Annotated in this window: 18 protein-coding genes and 1 tRNA gene; 10 read left to right on the top strand and 9 right to left on the bottom strand. The window is 70.3% G+C overall.

All coding sequences use genetic code 11. The annotated features are described in order from the left end of the window. The first annotated feature begins 92 nt into the window (after positions 1–92). The 3 genes from acs to CK206_RS08475 all read left to right on the top strand — a co-directional run bounded on the left by acs (position 93) and on the right by CK206_RS08475 (position 3,621). Complete coding sequence (gene acs / locus CK206_RS08465) at positions 93–2,060, top strand: acetate--CoA ligase (protein WP_096906148.1); 1,968 nt, start codon at positions 93–95, stop codon at positions 2,058–2,060. Between the two features lie 80 nt (positions 2,061–2,140). Beyond that, positions 2,141–2,656: a phage holin family protein gene (locus tag CK206_RS08470; RefSeq protein WP_067711418.1), complete on the top strand. Its 516-nt coding sequence runs from the start codon at positions 2,141–2,143 to the stop codon at positions 2,654–2,656. A 95-nt stretch (positions 2,657–2,751) separates the two neighbouring features. Further along, positions 2,752–3,621 carry an alpha/beta hydrolase gene (locus tag CK206_RS08475; protein ID WP_096907365.1) on the top strand — a complete coding sequence of 290 codons (870 nt, stop codon included), beginning with the start codon at positions 2,752–2,754 and terminating at the stop codon, positions 3,619–3,621. 53 nt (positions 3,622–3,674) lie between these two features. On the opposite strand, the gene CK206_RS08480 is transcribed toward CK206_RS08475, so the two are convergent. Genes CK206_RS08480 through nth form a run of 4 tightly spaced genes read right to left on the bottom strand, consistent with a single transcriptional unit; the run spans position 3,675 to position 7,295 of the window. Next, complete coding sequence (locus tag CK206_RS08480; RefSeq protein ID WP_096906149.1) at positions 3,675–4,874, bottom strand: MarP family serine protease; 1,200 nt, start codon at positions 4,872–4,874, stop codon at positions 3,675–3,677. After that, positions 4,871–5,842 carry a CoA pyrophosphatase gene (locus CK206_RS08485; RefSeq protein ID WP_227022182.1) on the bottom strand — a complete coding sequence of 324 codons (972 nt, stop codon included), beginning with the start codon at positions 5,840–5,842 and terminating at the stop codon, positions 4,871–4,873. The genes CK206_RS08480 and CK206_RS08485 overlap by 4 nt, the downstream gene beginning before the upstream one ends. Then, positions 5,839–6,507 (bottom strand): TlpA disulfide reductase family protein, encoded by a 669-nt coding sequence (locus CK206_RS08490; RefSeq protein WP_096906150.1) that lies wholly within the window; start codon positions 6,505–6,507, stop codon positions 5,839–5,841. The genes CK206_RS08485 and CK206_RS08490 overlap by 4 nt, the downstream gene beginning before the upstream one ends. Beyond that, positions 6,504–7,295 (bottom strand): endonuclease III, encoded by a 792-nt coding sequence (gene nth / locus CK206_RS08495; RefSeq protein ID WP_096906151.1) that lies wholly within the window; start codon positions 7,293–7,295, stop codon positions 6,504–6,506. Before nth ends, CK206_RS08490 begins: the two co-directional genes overlap by 4 nt. Before the next feature lie 324 nt (positions 7,296–7,619). Between nth and CK206_RS08500 the strand changes: the two genes are divergently transcribed. After that, the gene (locus tag CK206_RS08500; RefSeq protein WP_096906152.1) at positions 7,620–8,324 is read left to right on the top strand and encodes a Crp/Fnr family transcriptional regulator; all 705 of its coding nucleotides are present in this window, start codon (positions 7,620–7,622) and stop codon (positions 8,322–8,324) included. A gap of 150 nt (positions 8,325–8,474) precedes the next feature. Here CK206_RS08500 and CK206_RS08505 read toward each other — a convergent pair whose 3' ends face one another. The 4 genes from CK206_RS08505 to CK206_RS08520 all read right to left on the bottom strand — a co-directional run bounded on the left by CK206_RS08505 (position 8,475) and on the right by CK206_RS08520 (position 11,251). Further along, positions 8,475–9,449 (bottom strand): hypothetical protein, encoded by a 975-nt coding sequence (locus CK206_RS08505; RefSeq protein ID WP_096906153.1) that lies wholly within the window; start codon positions 9,447–9,449, stop codon positions 8,475–8,477. A 274-nt stretch (positions 9,450–9,723) separates the two neighbouring features. Next, positions 9,724–10,596, bottom strand: coding sequence for an MBL fold metallo-hydrolase (locus CK206_RS08510; protein ID WP_096906154.1), 873 nt, complete (start codon positions 10,594–10,596; stop codon positions 9,724–9,726). A 5-nt stretch (positions 10,597–10,601) separates the two neighbouring features. After that, complete coding sequence (locus tag CK206_RS08515; protein ID WP_096906155.1) at positions 10,602–11,081, bottom strand: RidA family protein; 480 nt, start codon at positions 11,079–11,081, stop codon at positions 10,602–10,604. After that, positions 11,081–11,251 (bottom strand): DUF4177 domain-containing protein, encoded by a 171-nt coding sequence (locus tag CK206_RS08520; RefSeq protein WP_096906156.1) that lies wholly within the window; start codon positions 11,249–11,251, stop codon positions 11,081–11,083. Before CK206_RS08520 ends, CK206_RS08515 begins: the two co-directional genes overlap by 1 nt. Positions 11,252–11,317: 66 nt before the next feature. On the opposite strand from CK206_RS08520, the gene CK206_RS08525 reads away from it, so the two are divergent. Both CK206_RS08525 and CK206_RS08530 read left to right on the top strand, forming a co-directional pair. Next, positions 11,318–12,373: an ArsA-related P-loop ATPase gene (locus tag CK206_RS08525; protein WP_096907367.1), complete on the top strand. Its 1,056-nt coding sequence runs from the start codon at positions 11,318–11,320 to the stop codon at positions 12,371–12,373. 1 nt (position 12,374) lies between these two features. Further along, positions 12,375–13,484 carry an ArsA-related P-loop ATPase gene (locus tag CK206_RS08530; RefSeq protein WP_067716252.1) on the top strand — a complete coding sequence of 370 codons (1,110 nt, stop codon included), beginning with the start codon at positions 12,375–12,377 and terminating at the stop codon, positions 13,482–13,484. Between the two features lie 106 nt (positions 13,485–13,590). On the opposite strand, the gene CK206_RS08535 is transcribed toward CK206_RS08530, so the two are convergent. After that, positions 13,591–13,968, bottom strand: coding sequence for a WhiB family transcriptional regulator (locus CK206_RS08535; protein WP_187352252.1), 378 nt, complete (start codon positions 13,966–13,968; stop codon positions 13,591–13,593). A gap of 268 nt (positions 13,969–14,236) precedes the next feature. Here CK206_RS08535 and CK206_RS08540 point away from each other — a divergent pair, with 268 nt between their 5' ends. From CK206_RS08540 to CK206_RS08555, 4 genes are all read left to right on the top strand, one after another. Then, positions 14,237–16,618: a transglycosylase domain-containing protein gene (locus CK206_RS08540; protein WP_096906157.1), complete on the top strand. Its 2,382-nt coding sequence runs from the start codon at positions 14,237–14,239 to the stop codon at positions 16,616–16,618. Positions 16,619–16,646: 28 nt separating this feature from the next. Next, positions 16,647–17,630, top strand: coding sequence for a metallophosphoesterase (locus tag CK206_RS08545; RefSeq protein WP_069389392.1), 984 nt, complete (start codon positions 16,647–16,649; stop codon positions 17,628–17,630). Between the two features lie 52 nt (positions 17,631–17,682). Next, a tRNA-Pro gene (locus tag CK206_RS08550) sits at positions 17,683–17,756 on the top strand. Positions 17,757–17,916: 160 nt separating this feature from the next. After that, positions 17,917–20,010: an acyl-CoA dehydrogenase gene (locus CK206_RS08555; RefSeq protein ID WP_096906158.1), complete on the top strand. Its 2,094-nt coding sequence runs from the start codon at positions 17,917–17,919 to the stop codon at positions 20,008–20,010. Positions 20,011–20,087: the final 77 nt, after the last annotated feature.

A 20,087-nucleotide genomic window follows, 5' to 3' on the forward strand; every position in this document is an offset into this window, starting at 1 on the left:
GCATGTGACTACGCTCACATACATCGGTCCGGTCGCTTCCGCCGTGACGATCCCGGCCGTCCGTGAAATCTGATCCCGAGAGAGAGCCGCTGATGACCGCTCCCGAGCACGACCAGTCCTTCGCTCCCGACCCCGACTTCGCCGCGCAGGCCAATGCGCAGGCCGACCTCTACGACAGCGCGTCGAGCGACCGTCTCGCCTTCTGGGAGGAGCAGGCTCGGCGACTCGACTGGGACACCGAGTGGACCGAGGTCCTGGACTGGTCTGACGCGCCGGTCGCCAAGTGGTTCGTGGGCGGCAAGCTCAACGTGGCTTACAACTGTGTCGACCGCCACGTGGAGGCCGGCAACGGCGATCGTGTGGCCATCCACTGGATCGGCGAGCCCGGCGACGACGCCCGCGACATCACCTACGCCGAACTCAAGGACGAGGTCAGCCGGGCGGCCAACTACCTCAGCTCGCTCGGCCTCGTCGCCGGTGACCGCGTGGCCATCTACATGCCCCTGCTGCCCGAGGTCTACATCGCGATGCTCGCGTGTGCCCGCCTGGGCCTGACCCACTCCGTGGTGTTCGCCGGATTCTCACCGAACGCGCTGCGCTCCCGCATCGACGACGCGGAGGCGAAGCTCGTCATCACCGCCGACGGGCAGTTCCGGCGCGGTAAGCCCGCACCGCTGAAGGCGGGAGTCGACGACGCGCTCTCCGGAAACGGCGTCGATGCCGACGGCGACGCCGAGTCCGTGCAGAACGTGCTCGTGGTCCGCCGGACCGGTCTCGACGTGGACTGGACCGACGGCCGTGACGTCTGGTGGGACGAGGCGATGTCCGAGCAGTCCACCGAGCACACGCCGGAGGCCTTCGACTCGGAGCACCCGTTGTTCCTGCTCTACACCTCCGGCACGACCGGCAAGCCCAAGGGCATCGTCCACACCTCGGGCGGGTACCTCACCCAGTCCGCGTACACCCACCACAACGTCTTCGACCACAAGCCCGGCGAGGACGTCTACTGGTGCACCGCGGACGTCGGCTGGGTCACCGGCCACACCTACGGCGTGTACGCCCCACTGGCCAACGGCGCCGAGTGCATCGTCTACGAGGGAACCCCCAACTCGCCCGACGAGCACCGCCACTTCCAGATCATCGAGAAGTACGGCGTCACGATCTACTACTCCGCGCCGACCCTGATCCGGACGTTCATGAAGTGGGGCAACGAGATCCCGGCCGCGCACGACCTGTCATCGATCCGCTTGCTCGGTTCGGTCGGCGAGCCGATCAACCCGGAGGCGTGGCGCTGGTACCGCGAGAACATCGGCGGCGGCAAGGCTCCCATCGTCGACACCTGGTGGCAGACCGAGACCGGCGCCATCATGATCTCCCCGCTCCCGGGCGTCACCGAGACCAAGCCCGGTTCCGCCATGCGGCCGCTGCCCGGTATCGAGATCGCCATCGTGGACGGCGACGCCAAGGAGGTCGCGCCGGACGAGCAGGGCTTCCTCGTGATCACCGAGCCGTGGCCGGCCATGCTCCGCGGCATCTGGGGCGACATGGAGCGCTACCGCGACACCTACTGGTCCCGGTTCGCCGAGGAGGGCTACTACTTCGCCGGTGACGGCGCCAAGTGGGACGCCGACGGCGCACTGTGGGTGCTCGGTCGCGTCGACGACGTCATGAACATCTCCGGTCACCGCATCTCGACCTCCGAGGTCGAATCGGCCCTCGTCGGTCACCGCGCGGTCGCCGAGGCCGCCGTCGTCGGCGCTAACGACGAGACCACCGGCCAGGCGATCGTCGCGTACGTGATCCTGCGGGGCAACGTGGACGCCGAGGAGGATCGTCAGAAGCTCATCGACGAACTGCGGGCCGAGGTGTCGCAGGAGATCTCCCCGATCGCCAAGCCCCGCGACATCACGATCGTGCCCGAGCTGCCCAAGACGCGGTCCGGGAAGATCATGCGTCGCCTGCTCAAGGACATGGCCGAGGGCCGCGACGGCGGCGACACCTCGACCCTGTCGGATCCGACGATCATGGACCAGATCCGCGAGAAGGGCACGCGCGGCTGACGGGTAGCGGGTGAACACCGCCACGTGACGTGGCACGATGGACGACGGTGCATCCGTCGCCGGACTATGGAGGAACAACCGTGAGCCACGCCCAGGGAACGCACAAGCCGACCGAGGCCTCGATCCCCCTGCATGACGCTGACTCGATCGGCCGTGGCGACGCCAGTATCGGCACCCTGGTCAAGAACGCCACGACGCAGGTGTCGACACTGGTTCGTGCCGAGATCGAACTGGCGAAGACCGAGGTCACCGAGCAGGTAAAGAAGGCCGCGACCGGGTCCGGCTTCTTCGTCGCGGCCCTCGTCCTGCTGCTGATGTCCTTCTTCCCGTTCGTGTTCATGTGGGCCAAGCTCATCTCGATGTGGTTCGGCACCAAGACCTGGGACTGGATGGGCTTCCTCATCGTGTTCGTCGTCCTGGTGCTGCTCGCGGCGGTGTTCGGACTACTCGGGTACCGCAAGGTCAAGAAGATCCGGAAGCCGCAGCGCACCATCGACTCGGTGTCGGACCTCAAGCTGGCCATGCCGAAGGGCAACGAGCCCCGGCCCGGCACGGTGCGTGTCACCGAGACGCCCTTGCCCGCGTCGAAGTCCTGAGAACTCCCGCTCACCGGCCGCCCGACCCGTCGATCGTCAGGATCGACGGGTCGTGGCGGCATCGTGACGTCTCGGCCAACGGCATCCGCCTGCACATCGCCGAGGCGCTGCCGGCCGACACCCCGCCGGGCCGACTCCCCCCTCTGGTCCTCCTGATCCACGGTCTCAGTGGAATCTGGTGGACGATGCGGGCGCCCATGCTCGCGCTGGCCGACGCCGGGTTCCATGCCGTTGCCGTCGATCTCCGGGGCCACGGCGACTCGGACAAGCCGCCGCGCGGTTACGACGGGTGGACCCTGGCCGCGGACATGACCAACCTCATCCGGGCCCTCGGTCACTCCTCGGCGGTGGTCGTCGGCCAGGGCGAGGGCGGATTCATCGCATGGACCGCCGCCTACCGCCGGCCACGCGCGGTGCGGGGCCTCGTCGTCGTCGGCTCTCCCCACCCGGTCGCCACCCGGCGCGCGGCACTGCTCGACCGCTCCCAACGTCACGCTTTGGTGCCTCGCCTGCTCGCGGACCAGGCGCCGCGATTGCCCGAACGCCACCTCACCCGCGACGGCGCCGCAGCGGTCGAGGAGATGCTCCGCAGTCGATCCGGGCCCACGTGGCCCGGCACCGAGGATTTCCGTGAATCCGCCGACCTGCTCAGGCGGTCCATGCTCATCCCCAAGGTCGCCCACCTGACATTGGAGAGCCGCCGCTGGATGGTTCGGAGCCAGTTCCGTCCGGACGGCCGCGACTTTCGCCGCGCGGTCTCGGGCGTCCTGCCGCAGCCCGTGCTGGGGATCAGTGGGACCGAGGACCGGTTCATTCTGCCGGCCACCGTCCGCGCGTCCTCGGCGTGGGCGCGCGACTTCACCACCGAACTGGTCCCGGGGGCCGGGCACTATCCCGCGATGGAGGCCCCGGACGCCACGTCCCGGCTGATCGTGGACTTCGCGCGGCGCGTCACCCCGCTCTGAGCCGCCGGGACTCCGACCCGCCGGCCAGCCCCGCCGGCCGGGCCCCGCGGTGATCAGCTGGGCAGCCCCACGCACCGCCCCGTCGAGACCGATTCCTGCGCATCGACCGCGAGCTGGAGCTGCGGCAGCACCTGCTCCACGGTCAGCGCGTACCCGGTGTCCGCGGCGTCCATCGCGGCGCCGAACACCACACCGGCGACCTGCCCCTGCGGGGTGACCAGCGGTCCGCCGGAATTGCCCTCGCGAACGGAGCCCCGCAGGATGTATACCTCGCGCTCGACGGTCTGCTCGCGGTAGATGTCCGGGCCGCGCAGGGTCACACGCTCGCGGATCCGTGCCGCGTCCGGACGGTAGGGCCCGTTGCCCGGGTAGCCCACGACGATCGCGTCGTCGCCGGTGCGGGCACGGTTCTCGGCGAAGGGAAGAACCGGAGCGTCCAGACCGTCCACGCGCAGCACCGCGATATCCACTCGGGGGTCGTAGACCACCACCTCGGCGTCCAGCTCGTCATCACCGGACACCACGGTCGCGGACTCGGTGCCCGCCACGACGTGCGCGTTGGTCATCACGAGCCCCGGCGCGGCCACGAACCCCGACCCCTCCAGCGCGCGGCTGCAGGACTCGGCCCGGCCGCGGATCTTCAGCACGGACGGCTGTACGCGGGCCACCACCTCGGAGCCGGCGAGGACCGGATCGGGCGGTGGGACCTCCTGCATCGGGGTGGTCCCGAAGGGGCCGAGGATGTCCGGGAAACCGGTGGTGCCGAGGACCGAGGTGAACGTCGCGGGGATCCGTTGCAGCTGTTCGGGGGCGACGTCGTCGATCTTGGCCAGCACGGACGACCCTCGCACCGCCTTGCCCAGCCCGGGTCCCTCCTGCGCGGCGATGGGCACCGCGACCAGCCATGCCACGAGCAGCATGGCAGCGGACTGGAGGACGGCGCCCACCGTGCTGTCGAGGAGTCGTGCACCGGATCCGTCGATGTAGCGCCTGGCGGCGCGGCCGATCGTGACGCCGGCGACCTGCCCGATGATCACCATCACCGCGATGATCGCCAGCCCCGCGGACAGCCTGCCGAACGGCGAGTCGATCTCCCGTACGAGGTGCGGGGCCACCAGCAGTCCGGAGGTCGCGCCGATGCCCACTCCGAGCAACGCGAAGCCCGACGCGGCGGCCCCGTTGATCCAGCCCGAGATCGCCGCGGCCGCGGCGAGTGCGAACAGTGCCAGGTCGAGCCATTGCGAGCCCGTCACCGGTACCCCCTCCGAGGATTGTCCGCGGGCAGGTCGAGCGACTCCTCGCCGTCGGCGGGCTGCTCGCCGTCCCCGGCCAGCCCGCCGTCGGGAGCCGTGCCACCGGCGACGGTGCCGTCGGCGGCGCGCGCGCTCAGCCCGGGGACGCCGGCGACGGTGCGATCGGCCAGTGGGTCCGCGGATTCGCGGCGGGCCTCCTCCGCCGACATGCGGTGCTGCTCCCCGTTCGCGGACGCGGCCAGGGTCTTCTCGAGGTCCCGGATGTCGGACGTGTCCCAGTCCAGGTCCCATCCGGCGGAGTGGAACATCGCGGCGAGGATGCCGGCGGTGAAGCCCCACACGACGAGGTCGTCGTGCTGGAACGCCGGGCCGGTCCACCCGGTGGTGTGCCGGAGCAGGAATCGGTTGGCGGGATCGAGCAGCTCGTCGACCGGCACGGTCATCACGCGCGCGGTCTCCCCCGGGTCCACGACGTCGACCTCCATCGGCTCCCGCCAGTATCCGAGCACCGGTGCGACGGAGTAGTTCGAGACCGGGATGTACAGCTCGGGGAGCACCGCGAGCACGTCCACCCCGTGGGGGTCGAGGCCGGTCTCCTCCCACGCCTCACGCAGCGCGGCCTCCACCGGGCCGCTGTCCGTGTCGTCGACGCCGCCGCCGGGGAACGAGATCTGACCCGAGTGGTTGCGCAGCGTGGTGGCCCGGTGGGTGAGCAGGACGCGGGCATCGCTGGGTGGCTGGGGGCCGGGCGCGTCCTCCGAGCCGGAGAACAGCACCAGGACGGCGGCGTCGCGGTGCGGCCGGCCGACCTCGTTGGGACCGCGGTCCTCGGGCGGGCGCCGTCTCGGCAGCAACCCGTCGAAGCTGCCGTCGGTGCACGCCGTCATGAGGGGGTCCATCCAAGCGGGGTGCGGGACGCCGGTGACGTCGCCGGGCCGGGGCGCGGGCCCGTTCGCGGGGTTGCTCACGCGGTCACTCCCAGGTGTTCGGCGACGGCGTCCAGCACGTCCTGCTCGCTGTCCATGGGCTCGACCAGCACGTGCGCGATCGTCCCGTCGGCGCGGACGAAGAGCGTCAGCGGCAGGACGGGTGGCGCGCCGAGCACGGCCGGCAGCTCCTCCTCCTGGTCGGAGACCGAGATCAGTTCCTCGATGCCCAGCGCGGCGAGGGTGTCGAAACCCTTGGTCTCGGACGGGTCCGTGTGCGAGAGCACCACCCGCACCTCGTCACCGAGGGTGGCCTGGGCGTCACGGATGGCGGGCAGCTCACGGCGGCACGGTTCGCACCAGTAGGCCCACATGTTGACCACCATGGGCGTGCCGGCCTGGATCTTGCCGAGCGTGGTGGTGGAGCCGTCGTCCATGCAGCGCACCATCAGTCCGGCGACGGGGCCGGTGGTGGTGGCGGGCACGGCGCTGTCGCGGCAGGCGGGGAGCCCGGCCTCGGCGCGGACCGCGGGGTCCACGACGGTGCGCGGCTCGTCCGCGGGCGGGGCGCCCACGGGAGGTGCGGTGGGGGCGGCGGTCGGGTCGCCGGACCCGTCGTCGGTATCACCGAACGTGGAGAGAAGTGCGACGACGACGCCGATCATCGCCACGAGAGCGACCAGCGACCACCGGGCTGAGGCGCTCACGCGTGGTCCCCCAGTCCGACCAGTTCCAGCAGGTGGTCGCGCTCGGGTCCCGCCACGAGGCGGGCGGCGGCGACCGGGTCGAGCGGGCCGGCCTCGCCCGCGGACGGGCAGTCGTCGGCCAGCACACACGCCCCACAGGCCGCGGTCCGGGCGTGGCACACCCGGCGACCGTGGAAGATGATCCGGTGGCTCGCGTCGGTCCAGGAGGCCCGCGGCAGCATGCGCGACACTTCGCGCTCGATGCGGACGGCGTCCGTGGCCTCGGTCCACTTCCAGCGGTTCACCAACCGGATGAAGTGGGTGTCGACCGGCAGACCCGGGATCCCGAATGCGTTGCCCAACACCACGTTGGCCGTCTTCCGTCCGAATCCCGGGAGGGTGACCAGGTCCTCGAGCCGCTGCGGCACCTCGCCGTCGTACCTATCCACGAGCGCCGCGCCCAGGCCCTGGATGCTCCGCGCCTTGTTGCGGTAGAAGCCCGTCGGCCGGATGAACTCCTCCAGCTCCTCCCGGTCCGCCCCCGCGTAGTCGGCGGCGGTCCGGTAGCGCGCGAACAGTGCCGGCGTGACCTCGTTGACCCGCTTGTCCGTGCACTGGGCGGACAGGATCGTCGCCACGCTCAGTTCCAGCGGGTTGGTGAAGTCGAGCTCGCAGTAGACGTGCGGGAACGCCTCCTCGAGGGCGCGGAGCATGCGTCTCGCGCGCCGGGTGCGCCCGAGGTCGGTCTCCACCCCCCTCGCGGCCACCCCTCGTCTGCGGCGCTTCACGGCTGGAGCTGGGTCGGGCATGAGTCCACATTACGGCTCGGCGCCCCGACGGCGCGGAACCGCCGCCCCGGGTGCGTGTGCGTCCCGCGGTCCGGGGGTGGATAATCGGACAGATGCAGGGAATCCTCGTCGTCCTGGTGCCGGTCCTCCTCGCCGGATTCGCACTACTCATGGACCGTTTCGAGAACGCGATCCTCGACGAACCCGAACAGATCGACGTCTGAACCATCCCGCTGATCGCGCGTCGCCACCACCACCGACGCGCTTACGACTACAGTGGTTTTCGCCACACGCACGCCATGGCACGGACACGCATGTCCGCGCCCGAACGGAGGGTCACAGACTGTGACGATTGATCGCCGCACGGACCAGTCTGCCGACGACGTCCTCACCAGAGCCGGAATCTTCCAGGGCGTGGAGCCGGCGGCGGTCTCCGCCCTGCGTTCCGACCTGACCAGCGAGGAGTACTCGAAGGGTGACGTGATCATCCGCGAGGGCGAGCAGGGCGACAGCCTGTACATCGTCACCTCCGGCAAGGTGAAGCTCTCCCGGAAGGCCCCCGACGGTCGCGAGAACCTGCTCTCCATCCTCGGGCCGTCCGACATGTTCGGCGAGCTCTCCATCTTCGACCCCGGCCCGCGCACCTCGTCGGCCGTGTGTGTCACCGACGTGTCTGTGCAGGCCATGGACCGCTCGGCCCTCAAGCGCTGGATCGCCGAGCGTCCGGAGATCTCCGACCAGCTGCTGCGCGTGCTGGCCCGCCGCCTGCGCCGCACCAACAACAACCTCGCCGACCTCATCTTCACCGACGTGCCCGGCCGCGTGGCCAAGGCCCTGCTGCAGCTCGCGCAGCGCTTCGGCACGCAGGAGGGCGGCAACATCCGCGTGACGCACGACCTCACGCAGGAGGAGATCGCCCAGCTCGTCGGCGCCTCCCGCGAGACGGTGAACAAGGCGCTGGCCGAGTTCGCGCACCGCGGCTGGCTGCGGCTCGAGGGCAAGAGCGTCATCATCTCCGACACCGAGCGGCTGGCCCGCCGCGCCCGCTGACGCCCCGGCCCCAGCCCCGGCCCCGGCCCCGTCCCCAGCCCCAGCCCCCGCCCCGAAATCCGCTACCCGGAATAGGGATCCGCTAGTCCAATCCGACCAGCCGATCCCTATTCCGAGTAGCGGATTCTTGGTTGCCGGCGGGCGACGCTCTTACGCCGCACGGCCAAGTCCGAGTTGCTCCTGCCGACGCATCGCGTCCTTCACCCGCCGGACGATCACGTCCGGACGCCGCAGGTCATCCCATACCCAGCGAATCACCACGTAGCCGGCATCTTCCAGATCGCGCTGCCTGTGGCGTTCGCGGCTCAGTGCTTCCCGTATCTCCTGCGGGCTGTTCCCGTATTTGCCGAAGCCGTCCGCCTCGCCGATGAGCCTCCATTCTCGCCAGTAGAAGTCCACGCGGAACCGCTTGCCGCTCCGGCCCGACAGCCACACCTGCATCTCGGGCTGCGGGAGACCCGCGAACACCAGGATCAGCCGTATCAACGATTCCAGAACCGATTCCGCCAACCCGCATGTCAGCTCCGGCAGCGCCCGCGCGCGCCCGACACCCGTGCGCCCCTTCGCCAGACCCGCCTCGTCCTGGAGTTCTGGGCGCGACAGCATGCCTCGGCGGATGGCCTGATCGGCAGCAGCCACGCCGCTCTCCAGGCTCACCGTCCGTGCGACGTCGATGATCGTCCTGGCGGGAGAGGTCAACTGGATGCCGTCGACGAGTCTGGTCGCCCCCTCCACGGGCAGGGTGAAGCACACGAGCGCCGAACTGCGCCGCGTTCCGCCGCCCTCGCGTGGCCGGGTGGCGGTGGGCCGGTCCAAGGAGATCCCGTGGAGCGGCAGCCCGTAGAGCGCGAGGGCGGAACCGTGCGACATCACCGTCCCGGGTTCCACCGCGAGCGCGGCCGCCCGAGTTCGTTCGAGGAACTCCCGCTCCCTGCGGACGTAATCGGGCCCGCTCCCGGCGGGCGCCTCCTCCGGCTCGTGGGCGTAGACGCCGGACCGCACCCGCCGTAGCGTTCCGGCGCCGATCCGCCTGTTGATCTCATCGTGGTGCAGGCCGCTGCGGGCGAGCTGCGCGAACGTCGAGAGAAAGGGACTGTCGTGGTCGTCTGTCTTTGATGCACCCATGTTCGGCAGTCTCGCCCACGCCGACACGCGCACTCCCGCTGTAACCCGCGATATGCAGGCCGCCTGTGGAGAAATCCTCCCTGTGGACAATCTCCCCCGCGTCCCCGCGCCCCACCCAAATCCGCTAGCCGGAATCCGGATCGGCGACTCCAATTGGACTAGCCGATCCCTATTCGGACTAGCCGATTTTCGCGAATGGTCGGACCCGGCGGGCGTTGCGGGCGGGTCAGGCGTCGCGGGCGGGGCGGGGCGGGCTGGTCAGGTCGCGGGCGGATCAGGCGTCGGCGGCGCCACCCGTGCCCCCTGTATCCAGGCGGTCGAGGTAGCGCAGCGCGACCTTGGTGGACTGCTCGGCCACCTTGAGCAGGAACGGCGTCACGTCGCGGTAGATGTGCTGCGTGATCGCCTCGGCCGAGGCGTCGCGCCCCAACTCGGCCCGGGCGGCGATGATCTGGTCGAGTCGATCGCGCCGGTGCCGACCGAGTACCTGGGCCGCGCGGCCGGTGTTCTCCACGTCGGGCCCGTGCCCCGGGATGCCGATCACCCCGTCGGCCCGCGCCGCGAGGAGATCCATGCTGCCCAGGTAGTCACCGAGATCACCGTCGGTCGAGTCCAGCACCGTCGAATCCCGGCCGAGGATCGTGTCCCCGAGGACCACGCAGTCCGGCGGAGCAGTGAACCCGGTGCCCGCGGCCCGCACCTCGAGACTGATCGAGTCGGCCGTGTGCCCCGGGGTGCCCAGTACGATGATGTCCAGGCCGGCGGCGTGGATCACCTCGTCGTCGTCACCGCCCGTCACCAACGGCGCGGCGTCCCGGCAGAACCGTTCCTCCACGGCCCTGACGGGGGCGGAGGTGAATCCGCGCAGGTGATCGATGCCGTCGGTGTGGTCGCCGTGACGATGGGTGACGACGACGAGCTCGATCTCCCCCACGATGGCCGCGATCCGCTCGGCGTGCGCGAGGTCGTCGGGCCCGGGGTCCACCACCACGCAGGTGTGCGACCCCGGGGCCCGCAGGATGACGGTGTTGGTCCCTTCGAATGTCATCTCGGAGGGGTTGTCGCAGAGGATGACCCCGGACAGCTCCGTGACGGGTCGGAGGGTCTCGTACGCCGGGAAGGTGATCGGGGCCAGGCCTGCGGACATCGCGGCTATCCCTCGACCTCGACCACGAGCTCGACCTCGACGGGTGCGTTCAGCGGCAGCTCGGACACACCGACCGCCGACCGGGCGTGGACGCCGGCGTCGCCGAAGATCTCACCGAGCACGTCGGAGGCGCCGTTGAGGACACCCGGCTGCCCGCTGAAGCCGGGCGCGGAGGCGACGAACCCGACCACCTTGACGACCTTCACCACCGAATCGATCCCGACGAGCCCGTCGACGGCCGCCAGCGCGTTGAGGGCGCAGGTGCGGGCCAGCTCGGCGGCCTGCTCGGCGGTGACCTCGGCCCCCACCTTGCCCGTGGCCGCCAGGGCGCCGTCGACCATGGGCAACTGCCCGGAGGTGTAGACGAACGCGCCGGTCCGTACTGCCGGGACGTAGTTGGCGACCGGCGGGACGACCGTCGGCAGCTCCAGACCCAGCTGGTCGAGCTTGCGGGTCCAGTAGCCGGCGGTCTCGGTCTCGGGCATCAGAGCTGTCGCTTCATGTAGGCGACGTGCTGCTCACCCGTGGGGCCGGGCAGAACGGAGACCAGCTCCCAGCCGTCGCCTCCCCACTGGTCGAGGATCTGCTTGGTGGCGTGCGTCAGCAGCGGGACCGTCACGTACTCGAACCGGGCTGCTCCAGTGGATTCGCTCATGTGCCCCACTCTAGGTAAGTCACGAGCGCCCCGCGCGCGGTGGTGTGAGCGCTTAGTGTGGAACGCATGCCGTCCACGATGAGTCCAGGTACGCGGTCGACACGATCGACCATCGCCGACGAGCTGTCCACCGGGTGGTCCGACAGCTCCGAACGGGCCGAGTTGCACTACGTCTCGGGGAAGGGCGGCACCGGCAAGACGACCGTCGCCACCTCCCTCGCACTGGCGCTGGCCTCCACCGGTAAGCGGGTCCTGCTGGTGGAGGTGGAGGAACGTCAGGGCATCGCCCGGATCTTCGACCGCGCCCCCCTGCCCTACCGCGAGGAACTCGTGGCCAGGGTCGACGGCGGCGGCAAGGTGTTCGCGCTGGCGATCGACATCGAGGCCGCGATGCTCGACTACCTCGACACCTTCTACCGCCTCGGGGTGGTGGGCAAGGTGATGAAGTCGGTCGGTGCGATCGAGTTCGCGACCACGATCGCGCCCGGGCTCAAGGACGTCCTGCTCACCGGCAAGATCTATGAGGTCGTCGCACGCGAGCACGCCAAGCGTGAGGTCGTCTACGACGCCGTGGTGGTCGACGCCCCGCCCACGGGCCGGATCGGCAAGTTCCTCGACGTCACCACCGCGATGGCCGACCTCGCCGGCGGGGGCGGGCCCATCCGCCGCCAGGCGGAGGCCGTGGCCGAGCTGGTCCACTCCACCCGCACGGTCGTGCACCTGGTGACGCTGTTGGAGTCGCTGCCGGTGCAGGAGACCATCGAGGCGATCGCCGAACTCAAGAGCCACGGACTGCGGGTCGGGCAGGTGATCATCAACCGCGCGGAAACCCGTCACCTCGACGACGAGGCGCTGCGGCGGATCGCCGAGGAGGACATCGACGCCGAGGCGGTCGCGGACGGCCTCGACGCGACCGGCGTGGAGGTCGACGACGAGGGACTGCAGGGCCTGCTGGTGCAGGCGATCGAGCACGCCCGCGTGGCCCGCGGCCAACTCCGCGCCGGCGAGACGCTCACCTCCGCCGCCTGCCCCACCCTCGTGCTGCCGGCGCTGCCCAACGGGGTGGAGGTCGCGGACCTCTACGACCTCGCCTCCGCCCTCGTCGACCAGGGAGTCCACTGACATGACACGTCGCCTAGACATCACCGCCATGCTCACCGACCCCGCCACCCGGGTGGTGGTGTGCACCGGCGCCGGCGGCGTGGGCAAGACGACCACCGCCGCGGCGGTCGCCCTGCGGGCCGCCGAACTCGGCCGCGACACGGTCGTGTTGACCATCGACCCGGCCCGTCGCCTCGCGCAGGCCCTCGGCATCGACGAGTTGTCCAACGAACCCTCCCCCGTGGACCTCGGGCAGGAGAAATCCGCCGCCGGCGGGTCACTGCACGCGATGATGCTGGACATGCGCCGTACGTTCGACGAACTGGTGGTGGCCAACACCACGGAGGCCAAGGCCCGGGACATCCTGGACAACCGCTTCTACAAGACGATGGTCACCTCCTTCGCGGGGACCCAGGAGTACATGGCCATGGAGAAGTTGGGGCAACTCCTCGACGACTCCGCGTGGGACCTCGTCGTCGTCGACACTCCCCCGTCGCGCAACGCACTTGACTTCCTCGACGCACCGCGCCGCCTCGGCGCGTTCCTCGACAGTCGGCTCATGCGGTTGCTCTCCACGCCCGGCCGCGGGGTCGGACGCCTGGTGACCGGCGCGATGAGCACCGCGATGCGCGGCGTGTCCACGGTGGTGGGGTCCTCGATGCTCAAGGACGCCTCCGAGATGGTGGTGGCGCTGGACTCCACGTTCGGCGGGTTCTCCACCCGCGCGTCCCGGACCCAGGCGATCCTGCGCCGCAAGGGCACGGAGTTCCTGGTGGTCTCCTCCGCGGAGCGGCCCGCCCTGCGCGAGGCCGCGTTCTTCGCCGAGCGCCTGTCCGAGGAGAAGATGCCGCTGGCGGGGGTCGTGGTCAACCGCACCCATCCGCGACTGACCGACCTGAGCGCCGAACAGGCCTGCGCGGCCGCCGACCGCCTGGCCGGGGAGAACCCGGAGGCCGAGGCGGTGCTGCGCATCCACGCCGACCGGGCGGGCACCGCCAAGCAGGAGGTCCGACTGCTCGAGTCGTTCACCGACACCCACCCGGACGTGCGGATCGTCGGCGTGCCCTCACTGCCGTTCGAGATCTCCAACCTGGAGGCACTGCGGTCGGTGGGCGACCAACTCTGCGGCTGACGGATACGAGCGCGGCCCGCGGCGGGTGCCGCGGGCCGCGCTCGAGGTGTCCGGGCCTCGACTCGCCAGGACTCGGTGGACCTCAGGACTCGGTAGACCTCTGGACTCAGTAGACCGCGGTGTGCCGCTCGATCTGCTGCGCGAAGAAGTCTGCCCAGGAACGGACCTCGGGGTGCTGCTTGAGCAGGGCGCGGCGCTGACGCTCGGTCATACCGCCCCAGACACCGAACTCGACGCGGTTGTCGAGTGCGTCGGCCCGGCACTGCAGCAGGACCGGGCAGTGCCGGCAGATGGACGCGGCCTTACGCTGCGCCGCGCCGCGGACGAACAGCTCGTCCGGATCGATGTCCTTGCACCGGGCCTGGGCCACCCATTCCTGGCGACCCTCCCCGATGATGATCTCCTCGGAGCCGAGGGGGTTGCCGGCACCGGGGCGGACCCCGTGGTCGGAGGAGTGGGTGGTCCCGGGGAGGGTGGACGTCATCGAAGTACCCCTAGCGTGAGTGGAGTCGTGGACGGGTTCACCGCGCTCGTCTCCGGCCTTCTGAGCCCGCCCGACGCGGCGGACTCACTGTGTCGGCGGGCGTTCGCACCTGGGATTCGTGTATCGCGATCCCATTCCGGTCCGATCCGTCCCGCGTTCCCCCATATTGTTACCGCAGTCACACAACAGAAGTAAAGAGTCGACACATGATCGCCGCGCGACGGGTGGTCCCGGAGGGGTGGTCACGTACCCTGTGCGTGTGTCGGCTATGAGTTCGCTGGGAAAGCTGGTCGCGACGTGTGTCGCCGCCGGGGTGGTCACGGCGGGGTCCCTGTTCCCGATCGCGGGGGCAGCGGGGCTGGCATCCAACAAGATGGCCGACACGTTGGCCGGGACGTCCGCGGACCTCATCAAGGGTGACCTGCCGTCGATCTCCACGGTGACCGACTCGGCCGGCGCCCCCATCGCGTGGCTGTACGACCAGCAGCGCGTGCCGGTGCCCAGCGAGGAGATCTCGCAGCAGATGAAGCTGGCGATCATCGCCATCGAGGACCGCCGGTTCGCGGACCACAACGGTGTCGACTGGCGAGGCACCGTCCGCGCGGCCCTGACCAACGCCACCTCGGGCGAGGTCGAGCAGGGCGCGTCGACGATCGACCAGCAGCTGGTCAAGAACTACCAGTTCCTCGTCTCCGCCGAGAACGACGCGGAGCGTCGCGCCGCGGTCGAGACCACGCCCGCGCGCAAGATCAAAGAGATTCGGATGGCGCTCACCCTCGACGGGGAGTTGAGCAAGGACGAGATCCTCACCAAGTACCTCAACCTGATCTCGTTCGGCAACGGCACGTTCGGCGTCCAGACCGCCGCGCAGACCTACTTCGGCGTCGACGCCCGCGACCTCAGCGTCCCCCAGGCGGCGATGCTCGCGGGCATGGTGCAGTCCACCAGTCGGTTCGACCCGTACACCAACCCCGAGGGCACCACGCAGCGCCGCAACACTGTCATCGACACGATGGTCCAAACCGGCGCCATCACCCCGGCCGAGGGCGAGGCCTACGCGGCCGAACCGCTGGGCGTGCTCAAGCGACCGAACCCGCTGCCCCGCGGGTGCATCACCGCCGGTGACAGCGGATTCTTCTGCGACTACGTCCTCCAGTACCTCGAGGAGAACGGCCTGAGTCGCGACATGGTGGAGCAGGGCGGGTACACGATCCGCACCACCCTCGACGAGACCGTCCAGTCCAACGTCCAGCGCTCGGTCGACACGTACGGCAACCCGACCGCCCAGGGCGTGGCCGAGGTGATGAGCGTCGTCCGGCCCGGCAAGGACTCCCACAAGGTCGTCGCGATGGCCTCCAGCCGCCAGTACGGACTCGAACTGGGGGACAGCCAGACCGTGCAACCGCAGCCGTTCTCGCTGGTCGGTGACGGCGGGGGCTCGGTCTTCAAGGTCTTCACCGTCGCCGCCGCCATGGAGAAGGGCATGGGCACCAACACGAGCCTCCCGGTGCCGCGTCGCGTCCAGGTCTCCGGACTCGGCGCCGGTGGCGCCGCCGGGTGCCCGCCCGCACAGTACTGCGTGGAGAACGCCGGCTCGTACCCCTCTTCCTTGTCCGTGACCGACGCCCTCGCGCAGTCGCCCAACACGACGTTCGTGAATCTCATCAAGGACGTGGGCGTCTCGCCCACCGTCGACATGGCGGTCCGCCTCGGCATGCGTTCCTACGACCGCAAGGGCACCGCGCCCGGAGGCGAGTCCATCAGCGAGTTCGTCAAGAAGAACAACCTCGGCTCGTTCACCCTCGGGCCCACCGCCGTCAACGCGCTGGAACTGTCCAACGTCGGCGCCACCATCGCCTCCGGCGGCGTCTGGTGTCCCCCCAGTCCCATCGAGTCGATCACCGACCGCACCGGCGCACCCGTCGAGCTGAACGAGCCGGAGTGCGAGCAGGTGGTCGAGGAAGGGCTCGCCGACACCCTCGCCGTCGCCATGTCCAAGGACCACGTGAGCGGCGGCACGGCGGCCGGCGCCGCATCGGGCGCGGGGTGGAGCCTGCCGATGTCCGGCAAGACGGGAACATCCGAGGCCAACCGGTCCTCCGCGTTCCTGGGCTTCACCAACAACTACGCGGCGGCCGTCTACGCGTTCAACGACGGCACCACCACCACCGAGCTGTGCACCAGCCCCCTGCGCCAGTGCTCGTACGGCAACCTCTTCGGTGGCCTCGAGCCGGCACAGACCTGGTTCTCGGCCTTCTCCCCGATCGCCGACATCTACGGCCCGCTCCGACTGCCCGCACCCGATCCCGCCTACCAGGCCGGGACCAGCGGGGCCGCCGCCCCGGACGTCGCGGGCATGAGCCAGTCCGCCGCGACGTCGCTGCTCACCAACGCCGGGTTCGTCGTCAACACGCAGTTCGTCTCCGGCACGGGCCGCCCGTACGGCACCGTCATCGGCGTCGACGGCAGCACCGGCATCCCCGGGTCCCAGCTCACCCTCCGCGTCTCCGACGGATCGGGCGGCGGCGGGGGCGGGGGCACCGGCGCGCAGGGGCAGGGCGCCTCCGGCCCGGGGGCGCCGGTCGGGGACGAACCCATCGTGCTCAACGTGCCGGGCCTGGCCCCCATCACCATCTCGCCGCCGCGGTGACCCCGCCCGGCGTCGGTAGTCTGGACTGATGTCACGCCCTTCACGCAAGACCCGGGTTTCGACGACCTCCCCCGCCCGCGCGGCGGCCGTCCTCGCCGGGGCGGTCGTGGCGGGAACCGTGTACGCCACGGGCTGGGAGCGCAACGCCTTCACGCTGCGCCGCCACTCCCTGCCGCTGCTCGCGCCCGGCTCGCGGCCCCTGACGATCCTCCACGTCTCGGACCTGCACATGATGCCCGGCCAGAAGCGTAAGCAGCAGTTCGTCAACTCGCTGGCGGAGTTGGAGCCCGACCTGGTCGTCAACACCGGCGACAACCTCTCCGACGCCCGGGCCGTGCCCTCCGTGGTCCAGGCCCTCGGGCCACTGCTCGACCGGCCCGGGGCGTTCGTGTTCGGCTCCAACGACTACTACGCCCCGGTCCCCAAGAGCCCGCTGCCGTACATCGGGATAGGCCGCCAGAAACACTCGGCCGTCCCGTTGCCGTGGCGGGATCTCAGGGCCGCCTTCACCGAGCGGGGCTGGGTCGACGCCACCCACCAGCGCGCCGAGATCGCGGTCGACGGCCGTAGCGTGCTCGTCGCCGGTGTCGACGACCCCCACATCGGACGGGACCACTACAACGAGATCGCCGGACCCGCCGGGCCCGCCTTCGACCTGCGGATCGGGTTGCTGCACTCCCCGGAGCCACGCGTGCTGGACCGGTTCGACGCCGACGGGTACGACCTCGCGCTCGCGGGGCACACCCACGGTGGTCAACTCTGCCTCCCCACCGGCGCGATCGTCACCAACTGCGGCATCGACCGCTCGCGGGCCCAGGGTCTGTCCGCGTGGGGCCGGAACCTGGTGCTGCACGTCTCCGCCGGCCTGGGCACCTCTCCGTACGTGCCGGTTCGGACGTTCTGCCGCCCGGAGGCGACCCTGCTGGAACTGGTCGCCGCCCCCGGTGGTGGCGGCGAGGGATCCGAGGTCCCGGTGACCCCGCAACGGGTGAAGGTGCCCCTGCCGGCCTGACCCGGTTTCGCGATTCCGGCGGCGGGGCGCTAGAGTATCCCTCGTTGTCGACCGGGGTGTGGCGCAGCTTGGTAGCGCGCTTCGTTCGGGACGAAGAGGCCGTGGGTTCAAATCCCGCCACCCCGACAATGCGAGGGCCCGGATCACGTCGGTGATCCGGGCCCTCGGTCTTTTCGTGCCCTCGGCCAGTTCGTGCCGTGCCCTCGGGTTCCCCCTGCCGTGGTGCCGCCGACGTGGGGCCGCTCTTCCGGTGCACAGCGGCGCGGACTCTCCGTAGAGTCGTGTCATGACCTCCGAGACCGACGTCCAGAACGCCGCCGCCGCAGGGGACAGTGCACCCGGGACCGGCCCGGCCGTGCACCCGAACTACGGCCGCATCACCACCACCGGGGCGGGGGACGCGGTCCTCGCGGCCTCGCTGCAGAAGGTCCTCGACGGGACCTGGGCCGATGCCCGCGAGTTCACGCGCGAGGCCATGACCCCGGACATGCTCAACCCGATCGGGCTGGGCATGGAGGAGCATCGCGACCATGTACTGGCGCAGCTCCAGCGCCTGGCCGACTCCGGGATGCCCAAGCTGGGGTTCCGCGAGGAGGACGGTGGGACCGGTGTCACCGGCGGGGCGTTGACGTCCTTTGAGATGCTCGGCCACCTCGACCTGTCCCTCATGGTCAAGGCCGGCGTCCAGTGGGGCCTGTTCGGCGGCGCGATCGCCAACCTCGGCGACTCCGAGACCCGTAAGAAGTACCTGCCGGACGTCATGTCCCTGGACCTGCTCGGCTGCTTCGCCATGACCGAGGTCGGCGGCGGCTCGGACGTGCAGAACCTGGAGACGACGGCGACGTTCGATCGTGAGACCGGCGAGTTCGTCGTCAACACCCCCACGCCCAGCGCGGAGAAGGCCTACATCGGCAACGCCGCCCGCGACGGCCGGATGGCCGCCGTGTTCGCCCAGCTGATCACGACCGCGGACGACGGCGGGGAACTCCGCCACGGTGTCCACTGCCTGCTCGTGCCGATCCGCGACGAGGCCGGTAACGACCTGCCGGGGGTGCGCACCTCCGACCACGGCCCCAAGGGCGGCCTCGCGGGCGTGGACAACGGCAAGATCTGGTTCGACGACGTGCGGGTCCCGCGGGAGGCGCTGCTCGACCGCTTCGGCGCCGTCGACGCCGACGGGGAGTACTCCTCCCCCATCGATTCGGTGGGCGCCCGATTCTTCACCATGCTCGGCACGCTCATCCGCGGTCGGGTGTCGGTGGGAGCGGCGGCGGGCGCGTCCGCGCGCACCGCGCTGGCGCTGGCCGTGCGGTACTCGCTGGTCCGCCGGCAGTTCGACCACCCGGAGACCGGCAAGGGCATCCCGCTGCTGGAGTACCGCGAGCACCAGCGTCGGCTCATGCCACGGGTCGCCCGCGCGTACGCGTTCGCGTGCGCCCAGAACGCCATCATCCTCGAACTGGACGAGTTCGAGAAGAACCCGGAGGCCTTCGACGAGGTCCGTCGCCGCGAGATGGAGACCCACGCCGCGGGCATCAAGGCCTCGGTCACCGCGTTCGCCAACGACACGATCATCGAGGCCCGCCTGGCCTGCGGCGGCGCCGGCTACATGGCGGAGAACCTGCTCACGGAGATGCGCAAGGACTGCGACGTCTTCTCGACCTTCGAGGGCGACAACGTGGTGCTCACCCAGTTGGTGGGCAAGGAGCTCCTGAGCTCCTACGCCGCGGACTTCGGCGACATGGACCAGCGCGAGACCGTCGCGTTCGCGCTGAGCACGGCCGTCGACGTGGTGCAGGAGAAGGCCCGCGCCTCCACCCTGTGGCAGAAGCTCGTCGACGCCGTGACGGACCGCGAGCACACCGACCTGCTCGATCGCGGCAACCAGCTCCAGCTCCTCGTCGACCGCGAGGAGCACCTGCTGGAGACGGTCGCGCGACGGCTGCGCAAGGCGCAGGGCCAGGACGGTTCGGCGGCGTTCAAGGTCTTCAACTCGGCGCAGGATCATCTCCTGCAGGCCGGTCGCGCCCACATGGACAGCTGGGTGTTCGCCCGCTTCGCCGAGGCCGTGGAGGCCTGCGAGGACCCGGAGGCCAGGGAGGTCCTCGGGATGTTGTGCGACCTGTACGTGCTCGACATCGTGGACGGCGACAAGGGCTGGTTCCTCGAGCACAACCGTCTGACGACCGAGCGGACGAAGGCGGCCACCGCGGCCCGCAACCGTCTCTGCACCAAGTTGGCCGGCCGGGCGCGCACGCTGGTCGACGCCTTCGCGATCCCCGAGTTCGTCTTCAGCGTCCCCATGCTCACCGACGGCGGCGTGGACGCGATCACCGACGAGCCCTCCGACGAACACGAGGTCGTCGGCCTGGCCGACTGACCTCGCGCGACCCCTTCATCCCGAAGAGCGTTCCGCACACGTTTCCCGAGAGGGAGGCGTGCGGAACGCTCTTCTCG

Source organism: Dietzia sp. WMMA184, from assembly GCF_002441635.1.
GTDB classification, from domain to species: Bacteria; Actinomycetota; Actinomycetes; order Mycobacteriales; family Mycobacteriaceae; genus Dietzia; species Dietzia kunjamensis.

What these genes read in the sequence shown, in the direction of transcription:
- acs (WP_096906148.1), top strand. Translation starts at nt 93, where the DNA reads ATGACCGCTCCCGAGCACGACCAGTCCTTCGCTCCCGACCCCGACTTC.
- nth (WP_096906151.1), bottom strand. Translation starts at nt 7,295, where the DNA reads ATGCCCGACCCAGCTCCAGCCGTGAAGCGCCGCAGACGAGGGGTGGCC.
- CK206_RS08505 (WP_096906153.1), bottom strand. Translation starts at nt 9,449, where the DNA reads ATGGGTGCATCAAAGACAGACGACCACGACAGTCCCTTTCTCTCGACG.
- CK206_RS08510 (WP_096906154.1), bottom strand. Translation starts at nt 10,596, where the DNA reads ATGTCCGCAGGCCTGGCCCCGATCACCTTCCCGGCGTACGAGACCCTC.
- CK206_RS08515 (WP_096906155.1), bottom strand. Translation starts at nt 11,081, where the DNA reads ATGCCCGAGACCGAGACCGCCGGCTACTGGACCCGCAAGCTCGACCAG.
- CK206_RS08520 (WP_096906156.1), bottom strand. Translation starts at nt 11,251, where the DNA reads ATGAGCGAATCCACTGGAGCAGCCCGGTTCGAGTACGTGACGGTCCCG.
- CK206_RS08525 (WP_096907367.1), top strand. Translation starts at nt 11,318, where the DNA reads ATGCCGTCCACGATGAGTCCAGGTACGCGGTCGACACGATCGACCATC.
- CK206_RS08530 (WP_067716252.1), top strand. Translation starts at nt 12,375, where the DNA reads ATGACACGTCGCCTAGACATCACCGCCATGCTCACCGACCCCGCCACC.
- CK206_RS08535 (WP_187352252.1), bottom strand. Translation starts at nt 13,968, where the DNA reads ATGACGTCCACCCTCCCCGGGACCACCCACTCCTCCGACCACGGGGTC.
- CK206_RS08540 (WP_096906157.1), top strand. Translation starts at nt 14,237, where the DNA reads ATGAGTTCGCTGGGAAAGCTGGTCGCGACGTGTGTCGCCGCCGGGGTG.
- CK206_RS08545 (WP_069389392.1), top strand. Translation starts at nt 16,647, where the DNA reads ATGTCACGCCCTTCACGCAAGACCCGGGTTTCGACGACCTCCCCCGCC.
- CK206_RS08555 (WP_096906158.1), top strand. Translation starts at nt 17,917, where the DNA reads ATGACCTCCGAGACCGACGTCCAGAACGCCGCCGCCGCAGGGGACAGT.